Origin of the sequence: Phyllobacterium sp. (genome assembly GCF_037994405.1) — a bacterium.
Taxonomy (GTDB): Bacteria; Pseudomonadota; Alphaproteobacteria; order Rhizobiales; family Rhizobiaceae; genus Phyllobacterium.
The window spans coordinates 1-17106 of sequence record NZ_JBBNAN010000537.1 but is presented as its reverse complement, the minus strand read 5'-3'; the positions used below and the strand labels follow the sequence as shown (position 1 = coordinate 17106).

Below are 17106 nucleotides of genomic sequence, written 5' to 3'. Positions count from 1 at the left end.
GAAAATTATCCCGGCAAAAGCCGGACCGTAACCTTGGTAGTGAGAGAGAATGGACGCGATGTTGGCGCCGCAACGTGATGCCGCCAATATTGGCGCGGTTGAGTATTGCGGAGCCACCGGCACGGGTATACAGGGCGTTGGAGCTGAGATCCGACATAAGATAGTGGAGCGTGCCCTCCTGGCGCTCGGCAAACGTTCCTGATGTATCGCCTGCCTCAGCAACATTGTTTGATCCGTTGCAACCTGCCAGTACGATACAACCACCAAGGCGGCCAACGGCGCTCGGTGCGAAGCCATGATTTCCTCCCAAGAATAAATAAAAAATGCCATTCGCAAAAATCGTTCGTATGCATAAATCATCGACCGGTGAGTCACCTGATCAGGGAGGCGACATCATGCGGTTGTACAAAAGAATTTGGCGGGTTCCTCCCACAGCAACCTCCTGAATTGGTGGAACGCCGTCAATAATACGAAAGTCTGGGGCTTTGATGAATCGCGGGAAATTGGACCATCCATTCCAGCTGAATGCCTCGAACGGTGCTATTCAGCTGCGAGGGGCGGCTGCGATTTGACTTCCAGCAGCTCGCGATTGACCCGTGCCTCTTCTTCAGCCTTGGGTTTGGAGAAACCAGCCAACAGCAGATAAGCAACCGGCGTCAGGAACAGCGTTGAGGCGGTGGCCATGCCGAGACCTCCGACGATCACCCAACCGAGCGCAATACGCGCTTCAGCGCCCGCACCGCTGGCTAGAACCAGCGGTACGCCGCCAAGGATGGCGCACAGCATGGTCATCACAACCGGGCGCAGGCGGATATTCGAGGCTTCATCGATCGCATCGCGAACGTTCCTGCCCTGATCGCGCAGATGATTGGCGAATTCGACGATCAGGATACCATTCTTGGCCATGATGCCGACAAGCAGCACCAGCCCGATCTGGCTATAAACGTTCATGGTGGTGCCCGTCAGCAGCATGGCGTAGACCGCGCAGGCCAGGCCGAGCGGCACCGTGGCCATCACGATAACGGCGCTGATGAAACTCTCGAACTGGGCGGCCAGAACAAGGAGTATAATCAGAAGGGCGAAGCCAAATGTTGTGATCATGCTGGCCGAGTTTTCGCCGAGCGTCGCCGCTTCAGCCAGAGGAATGATCCGGTAACCGGCGGGAAGCAACGGCGCCGCAACCTCCCGTACCACTTTGTAGGCATCGCCGAGCGCAAAGTTGGGACTTAGACCCGACGTGATAGCGACCGAGCGCATCTGCTGTTCACGGGTCAGCGCTGGTGGCACGGCGACTTCCGTCAACCTTGCGATCGTCGACATCGGAACGAAACGCCCATCGCCGGTACGCAGGAAAACATTCTCCAAATCCGTCGGATCGTTGATCGGATTGGTGGTCGCCACGAGTTTGACGTCGAAACTGCGGTCTTCGATATAGACGGAGCCGACTTTGTAGCCGTCGAGCACCGATTGCAGCGCCTGGGCAAGGCCGGTGATGTCGATGCCAAGGTCCGAGGCGCGCTCACGATCGATCGAAACTGCCAGTTGCGGTTGCGTGGGCTCGTTGGTCAGGCGCGGCCGATCGAATCGGGGGTCCTTCTCGAGCTCTGAGACGATTTTTGCGGCCGTCGTGCCAAGGTCGGCATAACTCGTACCCACAACGGCGAATTGCAGGCCATTGCCCGCACCCCGAATGCCGAGTGAATTTGGCTGGGCGGCAAACACCTGAATGCCAGGAATGTTGCGAACGCGTTTCGAAACGTCGGTGATGATCTCCTGCTGGCTCCGCTCGCGTTCCTTCCATGTCGCGAGGCTGAGGACCATGAAGCCGCGATTGGTATTGCCATTCTGCCCGGCGATGGAAAAGGTATTCTGGATCTCGCCAGCATCGCGTAGTGGCTGGATCAATGTCTCGATCTGGCGCATCTCCTCACTGAGGTAGTCGAGGCTCACGCCCTGCGGCGCTGTGATGCGCAGGAAGGCCGATGCCCGATCCTCTGTCGGGGTCAATTCCTGCTTCAGCAAGGAGAACGCGCCGAATGCCGCGCCGGCAAACAACAGCGAAACCACCACGACGATCCAAGGTGCGGCAAGGCAGGCATGCAGCATGCGGTGATAGAGGCCACCGAACCAGCCGCCAACGCGACCGACGAGACCAGGCGCATGGGCGACGTTCTGGTGTTTGGCTTCACTCGCGCCCAGCAGGCGTGAGGCCAGCATCGGGCAAAGCGTCAATGCAACGACCGCGGACAGAAGCACGCAGATAGCGAGGACGAAACCGAATTCGCGGAAGAGGCCGCCGGTCTGGCCTGGGAGGAAAGAGAGCGGCACGAAGACGGCGGCAAGCGTCACCGTGGTTGCCACGACCGCGAAGAACACCTCCTGTGTGCCCAGCACAGCAGCGGCGCGCGGGCCCATGCCCTGGTTGCGCCTGCGCACAATGTTTTCAAGTACGACGATCGCGTCATCGACGACCAGACCCGTCGCCAGCACAAGGGCCAGCAGCGTCAGGATATTGATCGAGAAACCGGCGAGATAGATGGCCGAGACCGTTCCGATCAACGCAACCGGCATGCTGACAGCGGGAATGAGGGTTGCGCGAATATCCCAGAGGAAAAGATAGATGATGAGAATGATGATGAAGACAGAGGCCGCGAGCGCAATCTCCACTTCGTGCACGGCACCGTTGATGAAATCTGCATCATCGCTGGTCACGCGAATATCGACGCCTTCCGGCAGGGTCTTCTGCAACTGCACGACGGCCGCGCGCACGCCTTTCGAAATGTCGAGCGTGTTGGACTGGGCCTGGCGGATAATGCCAAGGCCTATACCAGTCTTGCCATTGGCCCGCAGTGAGGACGTGCCGATGTCGGGACCAAGTGTCACGGTCGCCACATCGCGGATCCTGGTCTGACCCTTGATGATAATGTTTTCGAAATCTTCCGGCGTCGCCACGGGGGCCTGGGCCCGTACCACAATGCTTTGATCGTTACTGTTGAGCTGCCCCGCCGGCGTATCGAAGGCCATTGTATTAAGGGCCGTGCGAACATCAGCCACGTTCATGCCGAGACTTGAAAGCTTGCCCTGATCGATATCGATGCGGAATATCTTGCTGCGATTGCCATTGACCTGCACGTCGGCAACGCCGGGGACCGAGGCGAGCACGTCCTCGATCTGATCCTCGACGAGAACCGTCATATCCTCCACCGCCATAGTATCGGACGTGACGGCAAGGCGCATGACCGCATCGGAATTGGCGTCCGCCTTGACGATACGCGGCGGATCAGCTTCGTCCGGCAATGTGTTGGTGATGCGGCTGATGGCGTCACGCATGTCAGCGGCGGCAACATTGAGGTCAACGCCATCATTGAATTCGACGGTGACACGGCTCGTACCGAATGACGAGCTGGACGAAATGGATTTAACGCCGGAAACGCGCGAAACCGCGCCTTCGATGGCCGAGGTCAATTCGCGGTCCACCGTCTCGGCAGCTGCGGACTGGAAGTCCGTAGAGACCGTGACCACGGGCCGATCGACATCCGGTAATTCGCGCACATCGACGCCGTAAATCGCCGCAAGTCCCGCGACAACGATCAGGGCATTCAGAACCAGCGCCAGGACAGGGCGGCGAATGAAAAGGGCGGTAAAATCAGCCTGACCGCTCGACGTGCTCATGGCGTTCAGCCCTGCTCGCCAACGGAGGCCAGTGGACTAGCATCTGTTTTATCCTGGGGCGCCGGCTGTCCCTTGATCTGCACCAGACCATCCTGCCGGACGGACTGCACGCCTTCCACGACGATCCGGTCACCGGGCCTTATGTCGGCATCAACCAGTACATTGGTGGTGTTTCGCTGGACAATTCGTACTGGCACACGTGTTGCCTTGTTTTCAGCGATCTTCCAGACATAAGCACCTTCAGTGCCCCACTGGATGGCGAGCGGATCAACTGTCGGATATTTTTCGCCCGCAAAGCCAATCGAAACCTTGAATGCCATGCCTTCGCGTAATGTATCCTTCGGGTTGGTGATCTTCGCCTGTACATGCAGGGTGCGGCTCGCTGAATCGACGCGGTTGTCGATGGCGCTGATTTCGCCCTTGAAGGTTTCCCCGGGTCGCGCGATCGACGTTGCCGAGACAGCGGCGCCGATTGCAATGGAAGGGGCGAAACGCTCAGGCACCCAGAAATCCACGAGCAACTCCGACCGGTCATCGATCGTCGCAACCTGCGTCGTCGTCGTTATGTAGTTGCCCGCATTGATCGGCAGGATGCCGACAATCCCGCTGATCGGCGCCTTGATGGCGCGGCGATCGAGCGCCAGCTCTGCCTCACGAAGGTCCAGGCCGGCATTCTCAACGGCCAGTTCCGCATCGGCAACCTGGACGGCGGACACGGTGTTGGTTGTTGAAAGGTTCTCTGCGCGCTTCAACTTGGTCTGCGCATCCTTCAAGACCGTGCGCGCCTTGTCGGCGATGATGACTTCCGCCTCGGAGTCGAGGCGAGCAATGACATCGCCGGCCATGACGTGACTGCCCGAAGTGACAAGGATCTCGGTCATGCGCCCGGCGGCGTAGGGCGTTACGGAAACAGAGCTTTTTGCCTTGCCAGTGCCGATCGCCGACAGTTTGTCGTTGATCTTGGCTTCTGCCGCTGTGCGAACGACAACCAGCGGCAGGGCCTGCCCGTTGCGCTTCTGGCCTTTGCCCGTCGCACCTGCCGGCTCAGTTGCGGCTGTGGCGCCTCGGTCAATGCCAGCTTTCTTCAGAAGATCATTCGAACCCGGAAAGAAATACAGCCAGCAGGCTCCTGCGGCAGCCAGAATGAGCAAAGCCAGAGCCAGTTGTTTCCAGACCTTCATCTAGAGCCTTTCCCAGTCACTCCAAAACGCCGGTCCCGCACACAAAGCAGAGCCAGCGTCAAAATCGATTGCAACTCACCGCGCGTCCCAGCGCGAACAGGTGATTTGGATTTAGAATAAAGTGGTTTCATGCCGCCGTTAATGACAATTCGGTGAGGTTACAAAGATTTAATGGAAGCGGTAAAATGGCATTGCCTGCCGAATTTGGCCGAATAGCCGAGGCTCCGCTTGATGACACGGTGTTGCCGTGCAACATGACTGGCGGAAAATTCGCAAGGAAAGCAGTCAATGGCGACCAAGACTGATATCGCACGGCGCGTGTTCAACCACACATGGAAGCTCGATCCAATCGTCCGCAGCCTGCTCGATACGGATTTCTATAAACTGCTGATGCTCCAGATGATCTGGGGCGTCTATCCGAAAGTGGATGCAACGTTCACTCTTATCAATCGCACGACCCGGGTCCGCCTTACCGACGAGATCGACGAACAGGAACTCAGGGAACAGCTCGACCACGCCCGCACGATCCGTTTCTCCAAGAAGGAGATGATCTGGCTCGGCGGTAACACCTTCTACGGCAAACGGCAGATTTTCGAGCCGGATTTTCTAGAATGGCTGTCGAATTTCCAGTTGCCTGAATATGAGCTGACAAGACGAGACTGGCAGTACGAACTGAATTTCTACGGACCGTGGATGTATACCACCCTGTGGGAGATCCCGGCCCTGACGATAATCAATGAACTTCGCTCACGCGCTGCCATGAAAAAGATGGGGCGGTTCGAGCTCGACGTTCTTTATGCCCGCGCCAAGGCGAAGATGTGGTCGAAGGTAGAGCGGCTGCGCACCCTCCCCGATATCCGGATTTCCGACTTCGGCACGCGTCGGCGCCATTCCTTCCTCTGGCAGCGCTGGTGTGTGGAAGCGCTGAAGGAAGGCATTGGCCAGGCCTTTACCGGCACAAGCAACGTGCTGATGGCGATGGACAATGATCTGGAAGCGCTCGGTACCAACGCGCATGAGCTGCCAATGGTGTTGGCCGCGCTCAGCACGACCAAGGCGGAACTGCTGAAATCTCCCTATACGGTCCTGCAGGACTGGAACCGCTATTATGGCGGCAATTTGCTCATCGTTTTGCCGGATTCCTTCGGCACAGCCGCGTTTCTGCGCGATGCACCGGACTGGGTGGCCGACTGGACAGGCTTCCGGCCCGACAGCGCGCCGCCGATCGAGGGCGGTGAGAAAATCCTTGCCTGGTGGCGGTCGAAAGGCAAGGACCCGCGCGAGAAGCTGCTGGTATTTTCGGATGGGCTCGACGTGGACACGATCGAGGAGACCTACCATCACTTCAAGGGTAAGGTGCGGATGAGTTTTGGTTGGGGAACCAACCTCACCAATGATTTCGAAGATTGTGCGCCGCGCTACAACGATCAGTTGAACGCGATTTCATTGGTCTGCAAAGTCAGTGAGGCAAACGGCCGCCCGGCGGTCAAGCTTTCCGACAACCCGAAGAAAGCCACCGGCGATCCGGCGGAAATCAAACGCTATCTGGAAGTGTTTGGAGCGGAAGACCGTGTGGAACAGGCCGTCAAGGTCTGAACCACACGATTTTGATCGTTTCTTACTGCAGCATCACGGTGCGCAATTCGTGCTCCTGTGCGCCGACGAGCACGTTGTCGCGTTCATCGGAAAGCACGATAGGATCGCCATTGGCGGCAAACAGCGCCCAGAGTTCGACACCCGGGGTCATCGGCGGAAGCGCCGGAAAACTTTGGGCGAGGTCATCAGTTTTTACCTTGCGCATATAGGCTACCTGTCCGGCGCCAAGACGCGCGAATTCGACTTCGCTCAGAAGATGCTTGTGAACAGAGTTTTGCATATCAGCCTCCATATTCGGACAGTCTATTCCAAGCCCTGTCCTGCTAGAGCTACGATCAGTCCTGTACCGCAATGTTGATGCGTTTGACCAATCGTTCGGGTTCCGGCCGGTCGAGGTCGATCGACAGAAGCCCATTCTTAAGAGTGGCGGCGCTCACGCGCATTCCATCGGCAAGAACAAAGATGCGCTGAAACTGGCGCGCAGCAATGCCACGGTGTAGATATTCACGCTCGCCCTCATCGGCCTGCCTGCCGCGAATGACCAGTTGATTGTCTTCTGTGGTCACTTCGAGGTCGTCATTGGAGAAACCCGCAACGGCGAGAACAATTCGAAGCTGCTCACACTCATTTTTGCCGCGGATGCGCTCGATATTGTAAGGCGGATAGCCGTCGCCGGATTTCGCAATACGCTCCAGCGTCTTTTCCATCGAGTCGAACCCAAGCAACAAAGGGCTTGAAAACGGTGTCATTCGTGTCATTTGTGCAGTCCTTGAGAAAAGCGACCTAAAAGCAAAACCCGTGATCGAACAGCATTTCGCTTCCTGCTCTTTGATATGGTCGATAGAACCTCAGAGTTCAAGAGAGTGCTGAAATTCGGTCAAGAGAAAGTAAGAAATGACGCGTAGAATCATCATCGATACAGATCCGGGCCAGGATGACGCCCTGGCTATCCTTCTGGCTTTTGCCAGCCCTGAACTGGACGTGCTTGGCATCACAGCAGTTGCCGGCAATGTGCCCCTGGCTCTGACGGAGTTGAACGCACGGAAGATCTGCGAACTGGCTGGCCGCGCTGACGCGAAGGTCTTTGCTGGAGCCGATCGTCCACTGATGCGTCCGCTGATTACCGCCGAGCACGTGCACGGCAAGACGGGACTTGATGGTCCCGATCTGCCCAAGCCGGCAATGCCGCTGCAGGCGCAGCATGCTGTCGATTTCATCATCGAGAAACTGCGGAACGAGGAGCCGGGAAGCGTCACCCTTTGCGCACTCGGACCTCTCACCAACATCGCCCATGTGCTGATTCGTGCGCCGGAACTGAGTACCCGAATTCGCGAGATCGTCCTGATGGGCGGCGGGTTCTTCGAGGGCGGCAACGTCACGCCGACGGCGGAATTCAATATCTATGTCGATCCGCAGGCGGCGCAGATTGTGCTGCAGTCGGGCGTCCCAGTGACCATCCTGCCGCTGGATGTGACCCACAAGGCACTGACGACCGCAAAGCGTGTCGACCGCTTCCGTGCGATGGGAACCAAGTCCGGCGATGCCTCGGTTGCTCTCCTTGAGTTCTTCGAGCGGTTCGACGAGGAGAAATATGGCAGTGATGGCGGGCCGCTGCACGATCCGAATGTGATCGCCTATCTGCTGAAGCCGGAGCTCTATGGCGGCAGGCATTGCAATGTAACGGTTGACACCACCAATGAACTGACCCTCGGCATGACCGTGGTTGACTGGTGGGGCGTCACCGACCGTCCAAGGAATGCCTTCTATATTCGCGATGTGGACGATGAAGCGTTCTTTGATCTGCTCATCGAGCGTGTGGCGCGACTGCGTTGATCTGCGTGGTCCGGTGAGACGCAACACCGGACCTATCCCCTTGTTGCATCACGAAAAGGTGAGCCTGCGTAAACCATCGATCAGTAATTTTCAGACAAGATCACCCCAAGAGAGTAGTGTCCGATCGGCGGACAGCAGGAAAACTTGGGGGTTACTATGCTGACACGGCGTGTTGTTCTGACAGGTCTTCTTGCAGCGGGGCTGGCGCCGCAGGCTGCACTGGCGATGCCAAAGAAGAAACCTTTCGTCATCGATCCGATATTTCAGCCGCAATATGTTTCGTTCGATTCATCCTATTCCGCCGGGACTGTCGTAATCGATCCACGCGGCCGGTTTCTCTACCTGATCGAGGATGAGTTAACGGCGCTGCGCTACGGTGTTGGCGTCGGGCGCGCGGGCCGCGCCTTCCATGGCGCCGCCAAAATCGGCCGCAAGGAAAAATGGCCGCGTTGGATGCCGACCAAGAACATGATCCGGCGCCAGCCGGAGAAATATGCGCGCTATGCTGATGGCGTTGCGGGTGGGCGGGGCAATCCACTGGGTGCCCGCGCGCTTTATCTTTACCGCAATGGCCGCGACACCTACTATCGCATTCATGGGACGACCGAGCCCTGGAGTATCGGACGCGCGGTATCCAATGGCTGCATCCGCATGGTCAATGAACATGTCGTGGATCTCTACGCCCGCGTGCCGCTCGGGGCACGCGTCGTTGTGATCTAGGGTCAGGAGCAGGTTAACAGGTCCTGACCCTAGGCCGCGACGCTGTCGCGCTGCGTATCCGGCGCGAGCGTAATTTCGAGGCCGTTCAGTTCCTCGGTCATGATCAGCTGGCAGGAAAGCCGGGAATTGTCCTCGACGTGAAAGGTCACGTCGAGCTGGTCGATTTCCTCGTCCTGCGGCCCGTAGAGCTTTTCCGTCCAATCCTGATCGACATAGACATGGCAAGTACCGCAGGCGCACGCGCCGCCGCACTCAGCTTTGATGTCGAGGCCCCAATCGCGAATGACCTCCATGACGCGGAAACCCTCGAGGGCTTCCAGCGTATGGCGTTTGCCGTGCTGATCGGTGACGTTTATGTAGAGGGATTCTGATCTCATCAGGTTGTACCTATGCCGCCTTCAGTTTCTTCTGCAGGGAGGTGGAGGACGTCGTATACTGGAAAATGATCCGTTCGCCAGGGGCGACGATGCGTTTTGCCGCCTGGGACATCAGTGCCGCCTCGTGGAAGCCGGACAGGATCAGCTTCAGCTTGCCAGGATAGGTATTGATATCGCCGATGGCGAAAATTCCAGGCTCCGACGTTTCGAATTTCTCGGTGTCCACCGCGATCAGGTTCTGATCGAGATTGAGACCCCAATCGGCGATCGGTCCGAGCTTCATGGTCAGGCCGAAGAACGGCAGCAAGCGACCGGCTTCAAGCACTTCCTCGCCTTCCGCGCCCTTTAGGATGACCTTGGACAATTGCCCGTCTGCGCCTTCGAGACTGCCGACCTGGCCCATGCGGAACTTGACACGGCCTTCCTTTTCCAGCGCCCACATCTTGTTGACGCTATCGGGCGCCGCGCGAAATTCCGGACGACGATGAACGAGCGTGACAGACTTTGCCACCGGCTCCAGATTGAGCGTCCAGTCGAGTGCCGAATCGCCGCCGCCGACAATCACCACATCATGGCCGTGGAAGGCTTCGATCTTGCGCACGGCGTAGTGGACGCTGGTGCCCTCATAGAGTTCGATTTCCGGTACGGGAGGACGCTTCGGCTGGAAGGAACCACCGCCTGCGGCGATAACAATGACCTTCGTGATGAACACTTCATCCGCATCGGTCTCGACGCGAAAACGACCGTCTTCAAGCTTCTCAAGCGCGGTAACCATCGTCGAGAAATGGAACTGCGGATCGAATGGCGCAATCTGCTTCAGGAGATTGTCCGTCAGGGCCTGACCGGTGACCTCTGGGAGGCCCGGAATATCGTAGATCGGCTTTTCGGGATAAAGTTCGGCGCACTGGCCGCCGGGACGGTCGAGAATATCGATTACATGCGCGCGCAGATCGAGCAGGCCGAGTTCGAAAACGGCAAAGAGGCCCACCGGGCCGGCGCCAACAATAACCACGTCTGTTTCAATAATATCGGACATATGGTGCTTTCCAGTAAATGTCGTGAAGTCTTAAGAGGGATCAGGCTCCCGGAACACGGCGCCAGCTATAGGTTCCGGGCGTTGTGTGCGAGCCCCTGCCGGGCTGGTAATAGACCGGCGTATCGTGCAAATTATGGTCGGCAAGCCGGGTCAGCGTCACCGCATGGGTAACCTTCAGCGTGTCGAAGCCGGTCCGCAGCATATAGGCTACCTGGTCGATCAAAACATCACCCACCGCGCGCAATTCTCCCTTGAACTGGTGCTGGCTCTTGAGCATTTCGGCTTTCGAATAGGACCGGCCATCGTTGAACGCGGGAAACTGCAAAGCAATTACCGGAATTGTATCCAGCAATGGCAGAAGCGGCTCGATGCTTTCGCCTGGGGCCACCGCAACGCCAATCTTGCGATTGGTGGCGTTACGAACATCTTCTTCCAGACCCAGCCATACGGCGAGCGGCAGGATGACGGCCGGCGCATCGCCAGCCTCTTCCAGCGTCTCGGCTGTGATATAGGGGTCCTCGCGGAACCCTTCGCGGCCCCAGAGTTCTCCGGAAGGCTTTTCGGAAATGTCGCTCATAAATTCGAATCCGTCAGAGAAATATTGCTCAATTGATCAGTAAGGCCCGTGAGGTGAATGCCGCATTCGGTCTTATCCGTACCTGCCCAGCGGCCGGCGCGGTCATCCTCACCTTCCTTGACCGGCTGCGTGCACGGCATGCAGCCGATCGACCGGTAGCCTTCGGCAACCAGCGGATGTGGCGGCAGTTCATGCGCGGTCATATAGGCCTTGAGATCGGTCGAGGTCCAGTGGGCCAGCGGATTGATTCGAACACGCTCGCCCACAGACTCGAACACCGGCAAAGCCGTACGGGTCGAGGCCTGGAACTGCTTGCGTCCAGTCATCCACGCCCGGTAAGGCGCGACGGCGCGCGCCATCGGTTCGACCTTGCGGATATAGCAGCAGCGGTCCTTGTTGGTCATCGACAGCGCGCCGAACGGATCCTCCTCCTTCAGGCTCTGCTTCAGCGGATGGATATCATGCACATCCGTCAGACCAAGATCGCCGACGAGCTGGTCGCGATAGCGCAGGGTCGCCGGAAAATGCTTGCCGGTCTCGAGAAATAGTACGGGCGTCGCACGGTCTACCTGCGCGATCATGTGCAGCAGGACCGACGATTCCGCCCCGAACGAGGAAACCACGGCGATTTCCTCGTTGAACAGGTGGCCGATAACAAGCTCGATCACATCCAATGGTTCGAGATTGCCGTAACGGGCTTCGAGCGCGCGCGCCTCGTCCGCTACGGTTTTCTCGTTGAACTCAAGCAGCATTTGCAGCCTCGCTATAGAGCGCATCCTTGAACGGTGCAGCGCCCACACGCCGGTAGGTGGCAAGGAAGGTTTCTTCCTTGTCGGTGCGGATTTCGAGATAGCGGTCAACGATGGTTTCGACTGCATCAACAATCTCTTCCGAGGAGAAACCGCGCCCGGTGATGTCACCGACGGTGCAGATTTCATCACCGGAACCGCCGAGCGAGATCTGGTAAAGTTCCTCGCCCTTCTTCTCAACGCCGAGAATGCCGATATGGCCGACATGGTGATGTCCGCAGGCATTGATGCAGCCGGAAATCTTGATCTTGAGCTCACCAATATCCGCCTGACGTTCCGGCTTGCCGAAGCGTTCCGAGATACGCTGAGCCACCGGGATCGACCGCGCGTTGGCAAGTGCGCAATAATCAAGGCCGGGGCAGGCGATGATATCGGTGATCAATCCGGCATTCGCCGTTGCGAGGCCGTCGGTCAACAATAGGTCATAGACGATGCGCAGATCGGCTATCGCCACATGCGGCAGGACCAGGTTCTGCTCATGGCTGACGCGGATCTCGTCTTGCGAGAATTTCTCGGCGATATCGGCAACCAGGTCCATCTGCGCATCGGTTGCATCGCCAGGGATGCCGCCAATCGGCTTCAGCGAAATGGTAACGACGCCGTAATCCGGGTTCTTGTGCGGCGTCACATTCTGGTCGACCCACGTGGAGAAGGCGTGATCAGCCTTGCGCGCAGCTGCAAGCCCGGACCAGCCTTCCGGGCGCTGCGGAAGGCTTGGCGGCGCGAAATAGCTGTCGATGGCGTCGACATCCTTTTGCGGCAGCTTCAGGTCGGTTTCCTTCAGCACGCGCCATTCGGCTTCAACCTGACGTGTCAGTTCTTCCGTGCCGGTTTCGTGCACGAGGATCTTGATGCGCGCCTTGTACTTGTTGTCGCGGCGGCCATTAAGATTGTACACGCGCATGATCGCCGTCGTGTAGGACAGCAAATCCTCGACAGGGAGAAAATCGCGAATCTTCTTGGCAACCATCGGCGTGCGGCCCTGGCCACCGCCGACATAGACGGCAAAGCCGAGCTCGCCCGCCTTGTTCTTCTTCAGATGCAGGCCGATATCGTGCACCTGAATGGCAGCACGATCACGCTCGGCGCCGGTCACGGCAATCTTGAACTTGCGCGGCAGATAGGAAAATTCCGGGTGCATCGACGACCACTGGCGCAGGATTTCCGCGTAGGGGCGCGGATCGGCGACCTCGTCTGCCGCAGCACCGGCGAAATGATCGGCGGTCACGTTGCGTATGCAATTGCCGGAGGTTTGCAGCGCGTGCATCTCGACCGACGCCAGTTCGTCGAGGACCTTTGGCATATCCTTCAGCGCCGGCCAGTTGTACTGCAGGTTCTGGCGCGTGGTGAAATGGCCATAACCGCGATCATAGTGGCGGGCAATATGGGCGAGTTTGCGCATCTGCCGGCTGGAGAGCGTGCCGTAGGGAATGGCGACGCGCAGCATATAGGCATGCAGCTGCAGATAGACACCGTTCATCAACCGCAAGGGGCGGAACTGGTCTTCCGTCAATTCGCCGGCAAGACGGCGCTCGACCTGATCCTTGAACTGTTCAACGCGGGCAGAAACAAACGCGTGATCAAACTCATCGTAACGATACATTCTGTGCAGGCCTTTTAGAACTAAGCGGCGGTTGCTTTGGGCTTTTCAGCCTGCTTGCCGAGATCAAGACGGATGGTGGGGCCGAACTGGCGGATACGCTCGCGCAAGCGCAGCGGATAAAGGTTTGTGCCGCGCTCTTCAACATCGATCACGTTGACGTCGATCACGAGGTTCGACTTGATCGCGGCCTTTCCGGCTTCTTCGAGGGCGCTCACCGCTTCGGCATGACGTGCAATCAGTGCTCCGTCGATGTGCTCCAGCCATTCGCCATTGGCACCAAGCCATACGGCTTCACCATCGGTCAGGCGGTTTGCGGTGAGAACTTTGACACTCATGATCGTGATCCTTCGCGTTCAGGCAGCATTGGTTTCAAGGTGGCGCAGTGCCACGGAATTCCTGTTCTGGGCAGCAAGCGGCTCGGCCTTGTCGATGGCAGCACCGGCGACAGCGTCGCCAATGACGACCATGACTGGACCGTCGAGATCGCTGCGATCTTCCAGCGCCGGCAGATCATTAAGCGTGCCGTGGAACATGCGCCGTTCGGGCCGGCCGGCATTCTCGATCACGGCAACGCCGGTATCGGCATGAAGTCCAGCCTGCATCAGCCGCTCGGCTACGGAAGCGGCAACGCTGCGGCCCATATAGACGGCGATCGTTGCACCGGAGATGGCGAGGCGCGCCCAGTCAGGCAGCACTTCGCCTGCCATGTCATGACCCGTGGTGAAGACAAGAGACGATGCGACCCCACGCAGGGTCAGCGGCAATTGCATGTCGGCGGCAGCGGCAAAGGCCGAGGTGATGCCGGGAACGATCTCAAAGGAGATGCCGGCATCGCGCAGCGCAGCCATTTCCTCGCCGGCGCGGCCATAGACCAGCGGATCGCCAGACTTGAGGCGCACAACACGCTTGCCTTCGCGGCCAAGCAAGACGAGCAGATCGTTGATCTCGCTCTGGCTCTTGGAGTGGCAGCCTTTGCGCTTGCCGACGGAAAGACGGGTCGCATCGCGGCGGCCCATGGCAACGACGGTTTCCGGCACCAGTGCATCATAGACGATGACATCAGCCTCCATGAGGACGCGGTGGGCGCGCAATGTCAGAAGGTCTACTGCGCCAGGACCGGCACCGACCAGCCAAACGTAGCCGTTCGGTTCATTCTGGTGTTCCAGGATAGCGGCTGCGGCCCGATGCGCGCCGGTAAAATCATTGTTGTAGACATTGCTGGCGACATCGCCGGAAAAGAACGAGCGCCAGAACAGGCGGCGCGGCAGACCCTTCTTCACCAGCTTCTCGACCACCGGACGATAGGCATTGGCAAGACGCGCCAGATCGCCAAGGCGGGGCGAGAAAGCGGCGTCGATCCGCGCCCGGATCATCTGAGTGAGGACGGGGCCCGTACCTTCCGAACCGATAGCGATGGCCAGTGGTGCGCGATTGACAATGGCAGGGGTGAAAAAATCGCATAGGTCGGGACGGTCGACGACATTGACCGGAATTGCCTGACGGCGCGCTTCATCGGCAATCATCCTGTCCTGGTCTTCGTCACCAGTGGCGACGAAGACCAGTTTTGCGCCGATCAGATGCTTGGGAGCAAATTTTTCTGCGATATGTTCATAGTCGCCATTCCGGAGGAAGTCGGCCAATTCCTGTTCAGGCTCTTCGGCAACAACACGGATCGTTGCATTGGTTTGGCCTAAAAGGCGTGCCTTGTTCAGCGCTTCCTCGCCATTGCCGATAACCACAAGCACTTCATTGCGCACGCGGAAAAAGGCTGGAAAGACAGATAGCTGATCGGCAGGCATGGACATGAATAATACAATCCCGATGGTTCAGGGGATTATCCATGATCCGGCATAGCTTTATAAGGAACAGAAGTGCGCTGAATCCCGGGCAATAGCATGGAATTTCTGAAAAAGCGGAAGCAAGCGGATTCTCTTTCTATGAGATGCCAAGAGACGCACGTCCTGCCATCGCCCCTTGAGGCAAAGTGAGACATGCTCGATCATCCGCTTCTGGCCGAACAAGCGGCCGATCCAATACACGACCACTCTTATCGGGTTAATTGAGAAATGCAAGCTTTTTTCTTGATACTAATGTCGGATCGAAAATAACTCGTTCGTTCTATAATGGTGACCTGTGAACAATGAGGAGACGTTCAATGCGCATGATCTTCGTGAACCTGCCTGTTAAAAAGATTGAGGCTACGAAAGCGTTCTTTGCCGCCCTTGGTTTCAGCTTCAATCCCGATTTTTCCGACGACAAGACTGCCTGCATGATCATCGAGGAAAACATTTATGCCATGCTCCTTGAAGAGGACCGTTTCCGCGAGTTCATCAATAATGATATCAGCGACGCCACCAAGGCACAGGAAGTACTGGTTGCGCTATCAGCCGGAAGCCGAGCTGAAGTCGACGATATTCTTGCCAAGGCTCTCGCTGCCGGTGCAAAGCCGTGGAAGCCAATTATGGATCTGGGCTTTATGTATGGATGCAGCTTCCAGGACATTGATGGACATGTCTGGGAGGTAATGCACATGGACCAGCCTGCACAGTAATTTTCGGGAACAGATTGCTGCCCTCGTCGCTGTCGCGAGGGCAGTTTTGTTTCCAGCCTACCAAATACCGGGAATGAGGTGGAATTTCACCTTTTGACAATAGGCGCTGTAACCGCTGAGATTTGCTTTCAGATAGCGCTCTTCGTCAAGCAGTCGAACAGCCAGTACAAATACCAGTGCGATTGCAAACGGCAGAGCCCATAGCGAACCGAGTGCAAGCGGCGTCGCCAGGAAAAACACCACGCAGCCGAAATACATCGGGTGCCGCACCAAGGAATAGGGGCCGGTCGAGATAACGTTCTGGCCGGATTTGACTTCGATGATGCTCGATGCATGGCCATTTCCCGGAGCGCCAGGAAAATGATCCAGAATCCGACAACCACAGGAATATCCGCGAGTATCACTGTCCACACCGGCAAGGGCAGGCCGGTGAAATGCCGCTCTATGCCGGGTACCACAAACATCAAACCACCCACGACGCTGGCAACACCTTGAATCCACTTCTGTGATTTCTCGCGTTCAGCGCCCGCACCCGCTTTTTGCCTGCTGGCAACAAGGGCGGGATCGTGTTTGAGAAAATAGAGTGTGACCCACAGCGCGCAGCTACCAAAGACCACAAGATAGAGCCAGCCCTGCCAGAAATACGGCGTCAACGCCGGAACGTGGATCAACAGCGCCAATACCAGCCACGCCTTAATGTTGCCCGCAAGCGCGGATTTTCGCAGATTTTCGAGGTTGGGTTCTTGCGCACTCACAAGTTTTTCCTCCTCAGCTTGTAAAGACTGGGGGCACGTGTACTGGTGAGCGCCAGGGCAGGATAGCAACAAGATCGAAGCGCGAGGAATGTCTCGCATGATCCGGCTGGCGGGCGAGCCACTGGTCAGCCGCCGTCTCGATCCGGCGCATAGTCAGGGCATTGACCGAGTCCATCGCCTGGTCGAGCGTTGCCCGCGCCTTGACCTCGACAATGACGACGACATCGCCCCGCCGTGCGATCAGGTCGATTTCGCCCAGTCTGGTCCGTTATCGGCGACCGATAATGCGGTAGCCTTTCAACATAAGGGCGAGGGCAGCAAGGCGTTCGGCGGAATGGCCGCGACGGCAGGCCTTTGTGTCGCTTGCCCGCTTCGCTCATTTCATTGCCAGGAGCC

The 17106-nt window shown here is 57.9% G+C and carries 16 protein-coding genes and 1 pseudogene; 4 read left to right on the top strand and 13 right to left on the bottom strand.

What is annotated here, in order from left to right:
- Window positions 1-540: 540 nt before the first annotated feature.
- Both AAAC48_RS29760 and AAAC48_RS29755 read right to left on the bottom strand, forming a co-directional pair.
- Window positions 541-3681, bottom strand: coding sequence for an efflux RND transporter permease subunit (locus AAAC48_RS29760; RefSeq protein ID WP_340657631.1), 3141 nt, complete (start codon window positions 3679-3681; stop codon window positions 541-543).
- Window positions 3678-4853 carry an efflux RND transporter periplasmic adaptor subunit gene (locus AAAC48_RS29755; protein ID WP_340657630.1) on the bottom strand — a complete coding sequence of 392 codons (1176 nt, stop codon included), beginning with the start codon at window positions 4851-4853 and terminating at the stop codon, window positions 3678-3680. Before AAAC48_RS29755 ends, AAAC48_RS29760 begins: the two co-directional genes overlap by 4 nt.
- Before the next feature lie 288 nt (window positions 4854-5141).
- On the opposite strand from AAAC48_RS29755, the gene pncB reads away from it, so the two are divergent.
- A complete protein-coding gene (pncB, locus tag AAAC48_RS29750; protein ID WP_340657629.1) occupies window positions 5142-6449 on the top strand; it encodes a nicotinate phosphoribosyltransferase in 1308 nt (435 codons plus the stop codon).
- A 22-nt stretch (window positions 6450-6471) separates the two neighbouring features.
- Here pncB and AAAC48_RS29745 read toward each other — a convergent pair whose 3' ends face one another.
- Window positions 6472-6729, bottom strand: a complete 258-nt coding sequence (locus AAAC48_RS29745; RefSeq protein WP_340657628.1) for a DUF1150 family protein — start codon at window positions 6727-6729, stop codon at window positions 6472-6474.
- Between the two features lie 55 nt (window positions 6730-6784).
- The gene (locus AAAC48_RS29740) at window positions 6785-7207 is read right to left on the bottom strand and encodes an Hsp20 family protein (protein ID WP_340657627.1); all 423 of its coding nucleotides are present in this window, start codon (window positions 7205-7207) and stop codon (window positions 6785-6787) included.
- 136 nt (window positions 7208-7343) lie between these two features.
- Here AAAC48_RS29740 and AAAC48_RS29735 point away from each other — a divergent pair, with 136 nt between their 5' ends.
- Window positions 7344-8282 carry a nucleoside hydrolase gene (locus AAAC48_RS29735; protein ID WP_340657626.1) on the top strand — a complete coding sequence of 313 codons (939 nt, stop codon included), beginning with the start codon at window positions 7344-7346 and terminating at the stop codon, window positions 8280-8282.
- A 156-nt stretch (window positions 8283-8438) separates the two neighbouring features.
- The gene (locus AAAC48_RS29730) at window positions 8439-9002 is read left to right on the top strand and encodes a L,D-transpeptidase (RefSeq protein WP_340657625.1); all 564 of its coding nucleotides are present in this window, start codon (window positions 8439-8441) and stop codon (window positions 9000-9002) included.
- A 29-nt stretch (window positions 9003-9031) separates the two neighbouring features.
- Here AAAC48_RS29730 and AAAC48_RS29725 read toward each other — a convergent pair whose 3' ends face one another.
- The 7 genes from AAAC48_RS29725 to cysG are packed head-to-tail and all read right to left on the bottom strand — an operon-like array spanning window position 9032 to window position 15209.
- Window positions 9032-9379 carry a 2Fe-2S iron-sulfur cluster-binding protein gene (locus AAAC48_RS29725; RefSeq protein WP_340657624.1) on the bottom strand — a complete coding sequence of 116 codons (348 nt, stop codon included), beginning with the start codon at window positions 9377-9379 and terminating at the stop codon, window positions 9032-9034.
- Window positions 9380-9389: 10 nt separating this feature from the next.
- Window positions 9390-10415, bottom strand: a complete 1026-nt coding sequence (locus AAAC48_RS29720; protein ID WP_340657623.1) for an NAD(P)/FAD-dependent oxidoreductase — start codon at window positions 10413-10415, stop codon at window positions 9390-9392.
- Between the two features lie 40 nt (window positions 10416-10455).
- The gene (locus AAAC48_RS29715; RefSeq protein WP_340657622.1) at window positions 10456-10992 is read right to left on the bottom strand and encodes a DUF934 domain-containing protein; all 537 of its coding nucleotides are present in this window, start codon (window positions 10990-10992) and stop codon (window positions 10456-10458) included.
- Window positions 10989-11744 (bottom strand): phosphoadenylyl-sulfate reductase, encoded by a 756-nt coding sequence (locus AAAC48_RS29710; protein ID WP_340657621.1) that lies wholly within the window; start codon window positions 11742-11744, stop codon window positions 10989-10991. The genes AAAC48_RS29715 and AAAC48_RS29710 overlap by 4 nt, the downstream gene beginning before the upstream one ends.
- Window positions 11734-13404: a nitrite/sulfite reductase gene (locus AAAC48_RS29705; RefSeq protein WP_340657620.1), complete on the bottom strand. Its 1671-nt coding sequence runs from the start codon at window positions 13402-13404 to the stop codon at window positions 11734-11736. The genes AAAC48_RS29710 and AAAC48_RS29705 overlap by 11 nt, the downstream gene beginning before the upstream one ends.
- A gap of 20 nt (window positions 13405-13424) precedes the next feature.
- Window positions 13425-13739, bottom strand: a complete 315-nt coding sequence (locus tag AAAC48_RS29700) for a DUF2849 domain-containing protein (protein ID WP_340657619.1) — start codon at window positions 13737-13739, stop codon at window positions 13425-13427.
- 18 nt (window positions 13740-13757) lie between these two features.
- The gene (gene cysG, locus AAAC48_RS29695; RefSeq protein ID WP_340657618.1) at window positions 13758-15209 is read right to left on the bottom strand and encodes a siroheme synthase CysG; all 1452 of its coding nucleotides are present in this window, start codon (window positions 15207-15209) and stop codon (window positions 13758-13760) included.
- Window positions 15210-15559: 350 nt separating this feature from the next.
- Between cysG and AAAC48_RS29690 the strand changes: the two genes are divergently transcribed.
- Window positions 15560-15955: a VOC family protein gene (locus AAAC48_RS29690; protein WP_340657617.1), complete on the top strand. Its 396-nt coding sequence runs from the start codon at window positions 15560-15562 to the stop codon at window positions 15953-15955.
- A gap of 128 nt (window positions 15956-16083) precedes the next feature.
- On the opposite strand, the gene AAAC48_RS29685 is transcribed toward AAAC48_RS29690, so the two are convergent.
- Window positions 16084-16809: a hypothetical protein gene (locus AAAC48_RS29685; protein ID WP_340657616.1), complete on the bottom strand. Its 726-nt coding sequence runs from the start codon at window positions 16807-16809 to the stop codon at window positions 16084-16086.
- Window positions 16724-17053: pseudogene (locus AAAC48_RS29680) on the bottom strand (YraN family protein); the annotation flags it as partial. The gene AAAC48_RS29685 and the pseudogene AAAC48_RS29680, both read right to left, overlap by 86 nt.
- Window positions 17054-17106 lie beyond the last annotated feature (53 nt).

Excerpts from the sequence above, each read along its gene's own strand:
- AAAC48_RS29755 (WP_340657630.1), bottom strand. The coding sequence starts at position 4,853 with ATGAAGGTCTGGAAACAACTGGCTCTGGCTTTGCTCATTCTGGCTGCC.
- pncB (WP_340657629.1), top strand. The coding sequence starts at position 5,142 with ATGGCGACCAAGACTGATATCGCACGGCGCGTGTTCAACCACACATGG.
- AAAC48_RS29745 (WP_340657628.1), bottom strand. The coding sequence starts at position 6,729 with ATGCAAAACTCTGTTCACAAGCATCTTCTGAGCGAAGTCGAATTCGCG.
- AAAC48_RS29740 (WP_340657627.1), bottom strand. The coding sequence starts at position 7,207 with ATGACACGAATGACACCGTTTTCAAGCCCTTTGTTGCTTGGGTTCGAC.
- AAAC48_RS29735 (WP_340657626.1), top strand. The coding sequence starts at position 7,344 with ATGACGCGTAGAATCATCATCGATACAGATCCGGGCCAGGATGACGCC.
- AAAC48_RS29730 (WP_340657625.1), top strand. The coding sequence starts at position 8,439 with ATGCTGACACGGCGTGTTGTTCTGACAGGTCTTCTTGCAGCGGGGCTG.
- AAAC48_RS29725 (WP_340657624.1), bottom strand. The coding sequence starts at position 9,379 with ATGAGATCAGAATCCCTCTACATAAACGTCACCGATCAGCACGGCAAA.
- AAAC48_RS29720 (WP_340657623.1), bottom strand. The coding sequence starts at position 10,415 with ATGTCCGATATTATTGAAACAGACGTGGTTATTGTTGGCGCCGGCCCG.
- AAAC48_RS29715 (WP_340657622.1), bottom strand. The coding sequence starts at position 10,992 with ATGAGCGACATTTCCGAAAAGCCTTCCGGAGAACTCTGGGGCCGCGAA.
- AAAC48_RS29710 (WP_340657621.1), bottom strand. The coding sequence starts at position 11,744 with ATGCTGCTTGAGTTCAACGAGAAAACCGTAGCGGACGAGGCGCGCGCG.
- AAAC48_RS29705 (WP_340657620.1), bottom strand. The coding sequence starts at position 13,404 with ATGTATCGTTACGATGAGTTTGATCACGCGTTTGTTTCTGCCCGCGTT.
- AAAC48_RS29700 (WP_340657619.1), bottom strand. The coding sequence starts at position 13,739 with ATGAGTGTCAAAGTTCTCACCGCAAACCGCCTGACCGATGGTGAAGCC.
- cysG (WP_340657618.1), bottom strand. The coding sequence starts at position 15,209 with ATGTCCATGCCTGCCGATCAGCTATCTGTCTTTCCAGCCTTTTTCCGC.
- AAAC48_RS29690 (WP_340657617.1), top strand. The coding sequence starts at position 15,560 with ATGCGCATGATCTTCGTGAACCTGCCTGTTAAAAAGATTGAGGCTACG.
- AAAC48_RS29685 (WP_340657616.1), bottom strand. The coding sequence starts at position 16,809 with ATGCGAGACATTCCTCGCGCTTCGATCTTGTTGCTATCCTGCCCTGGC.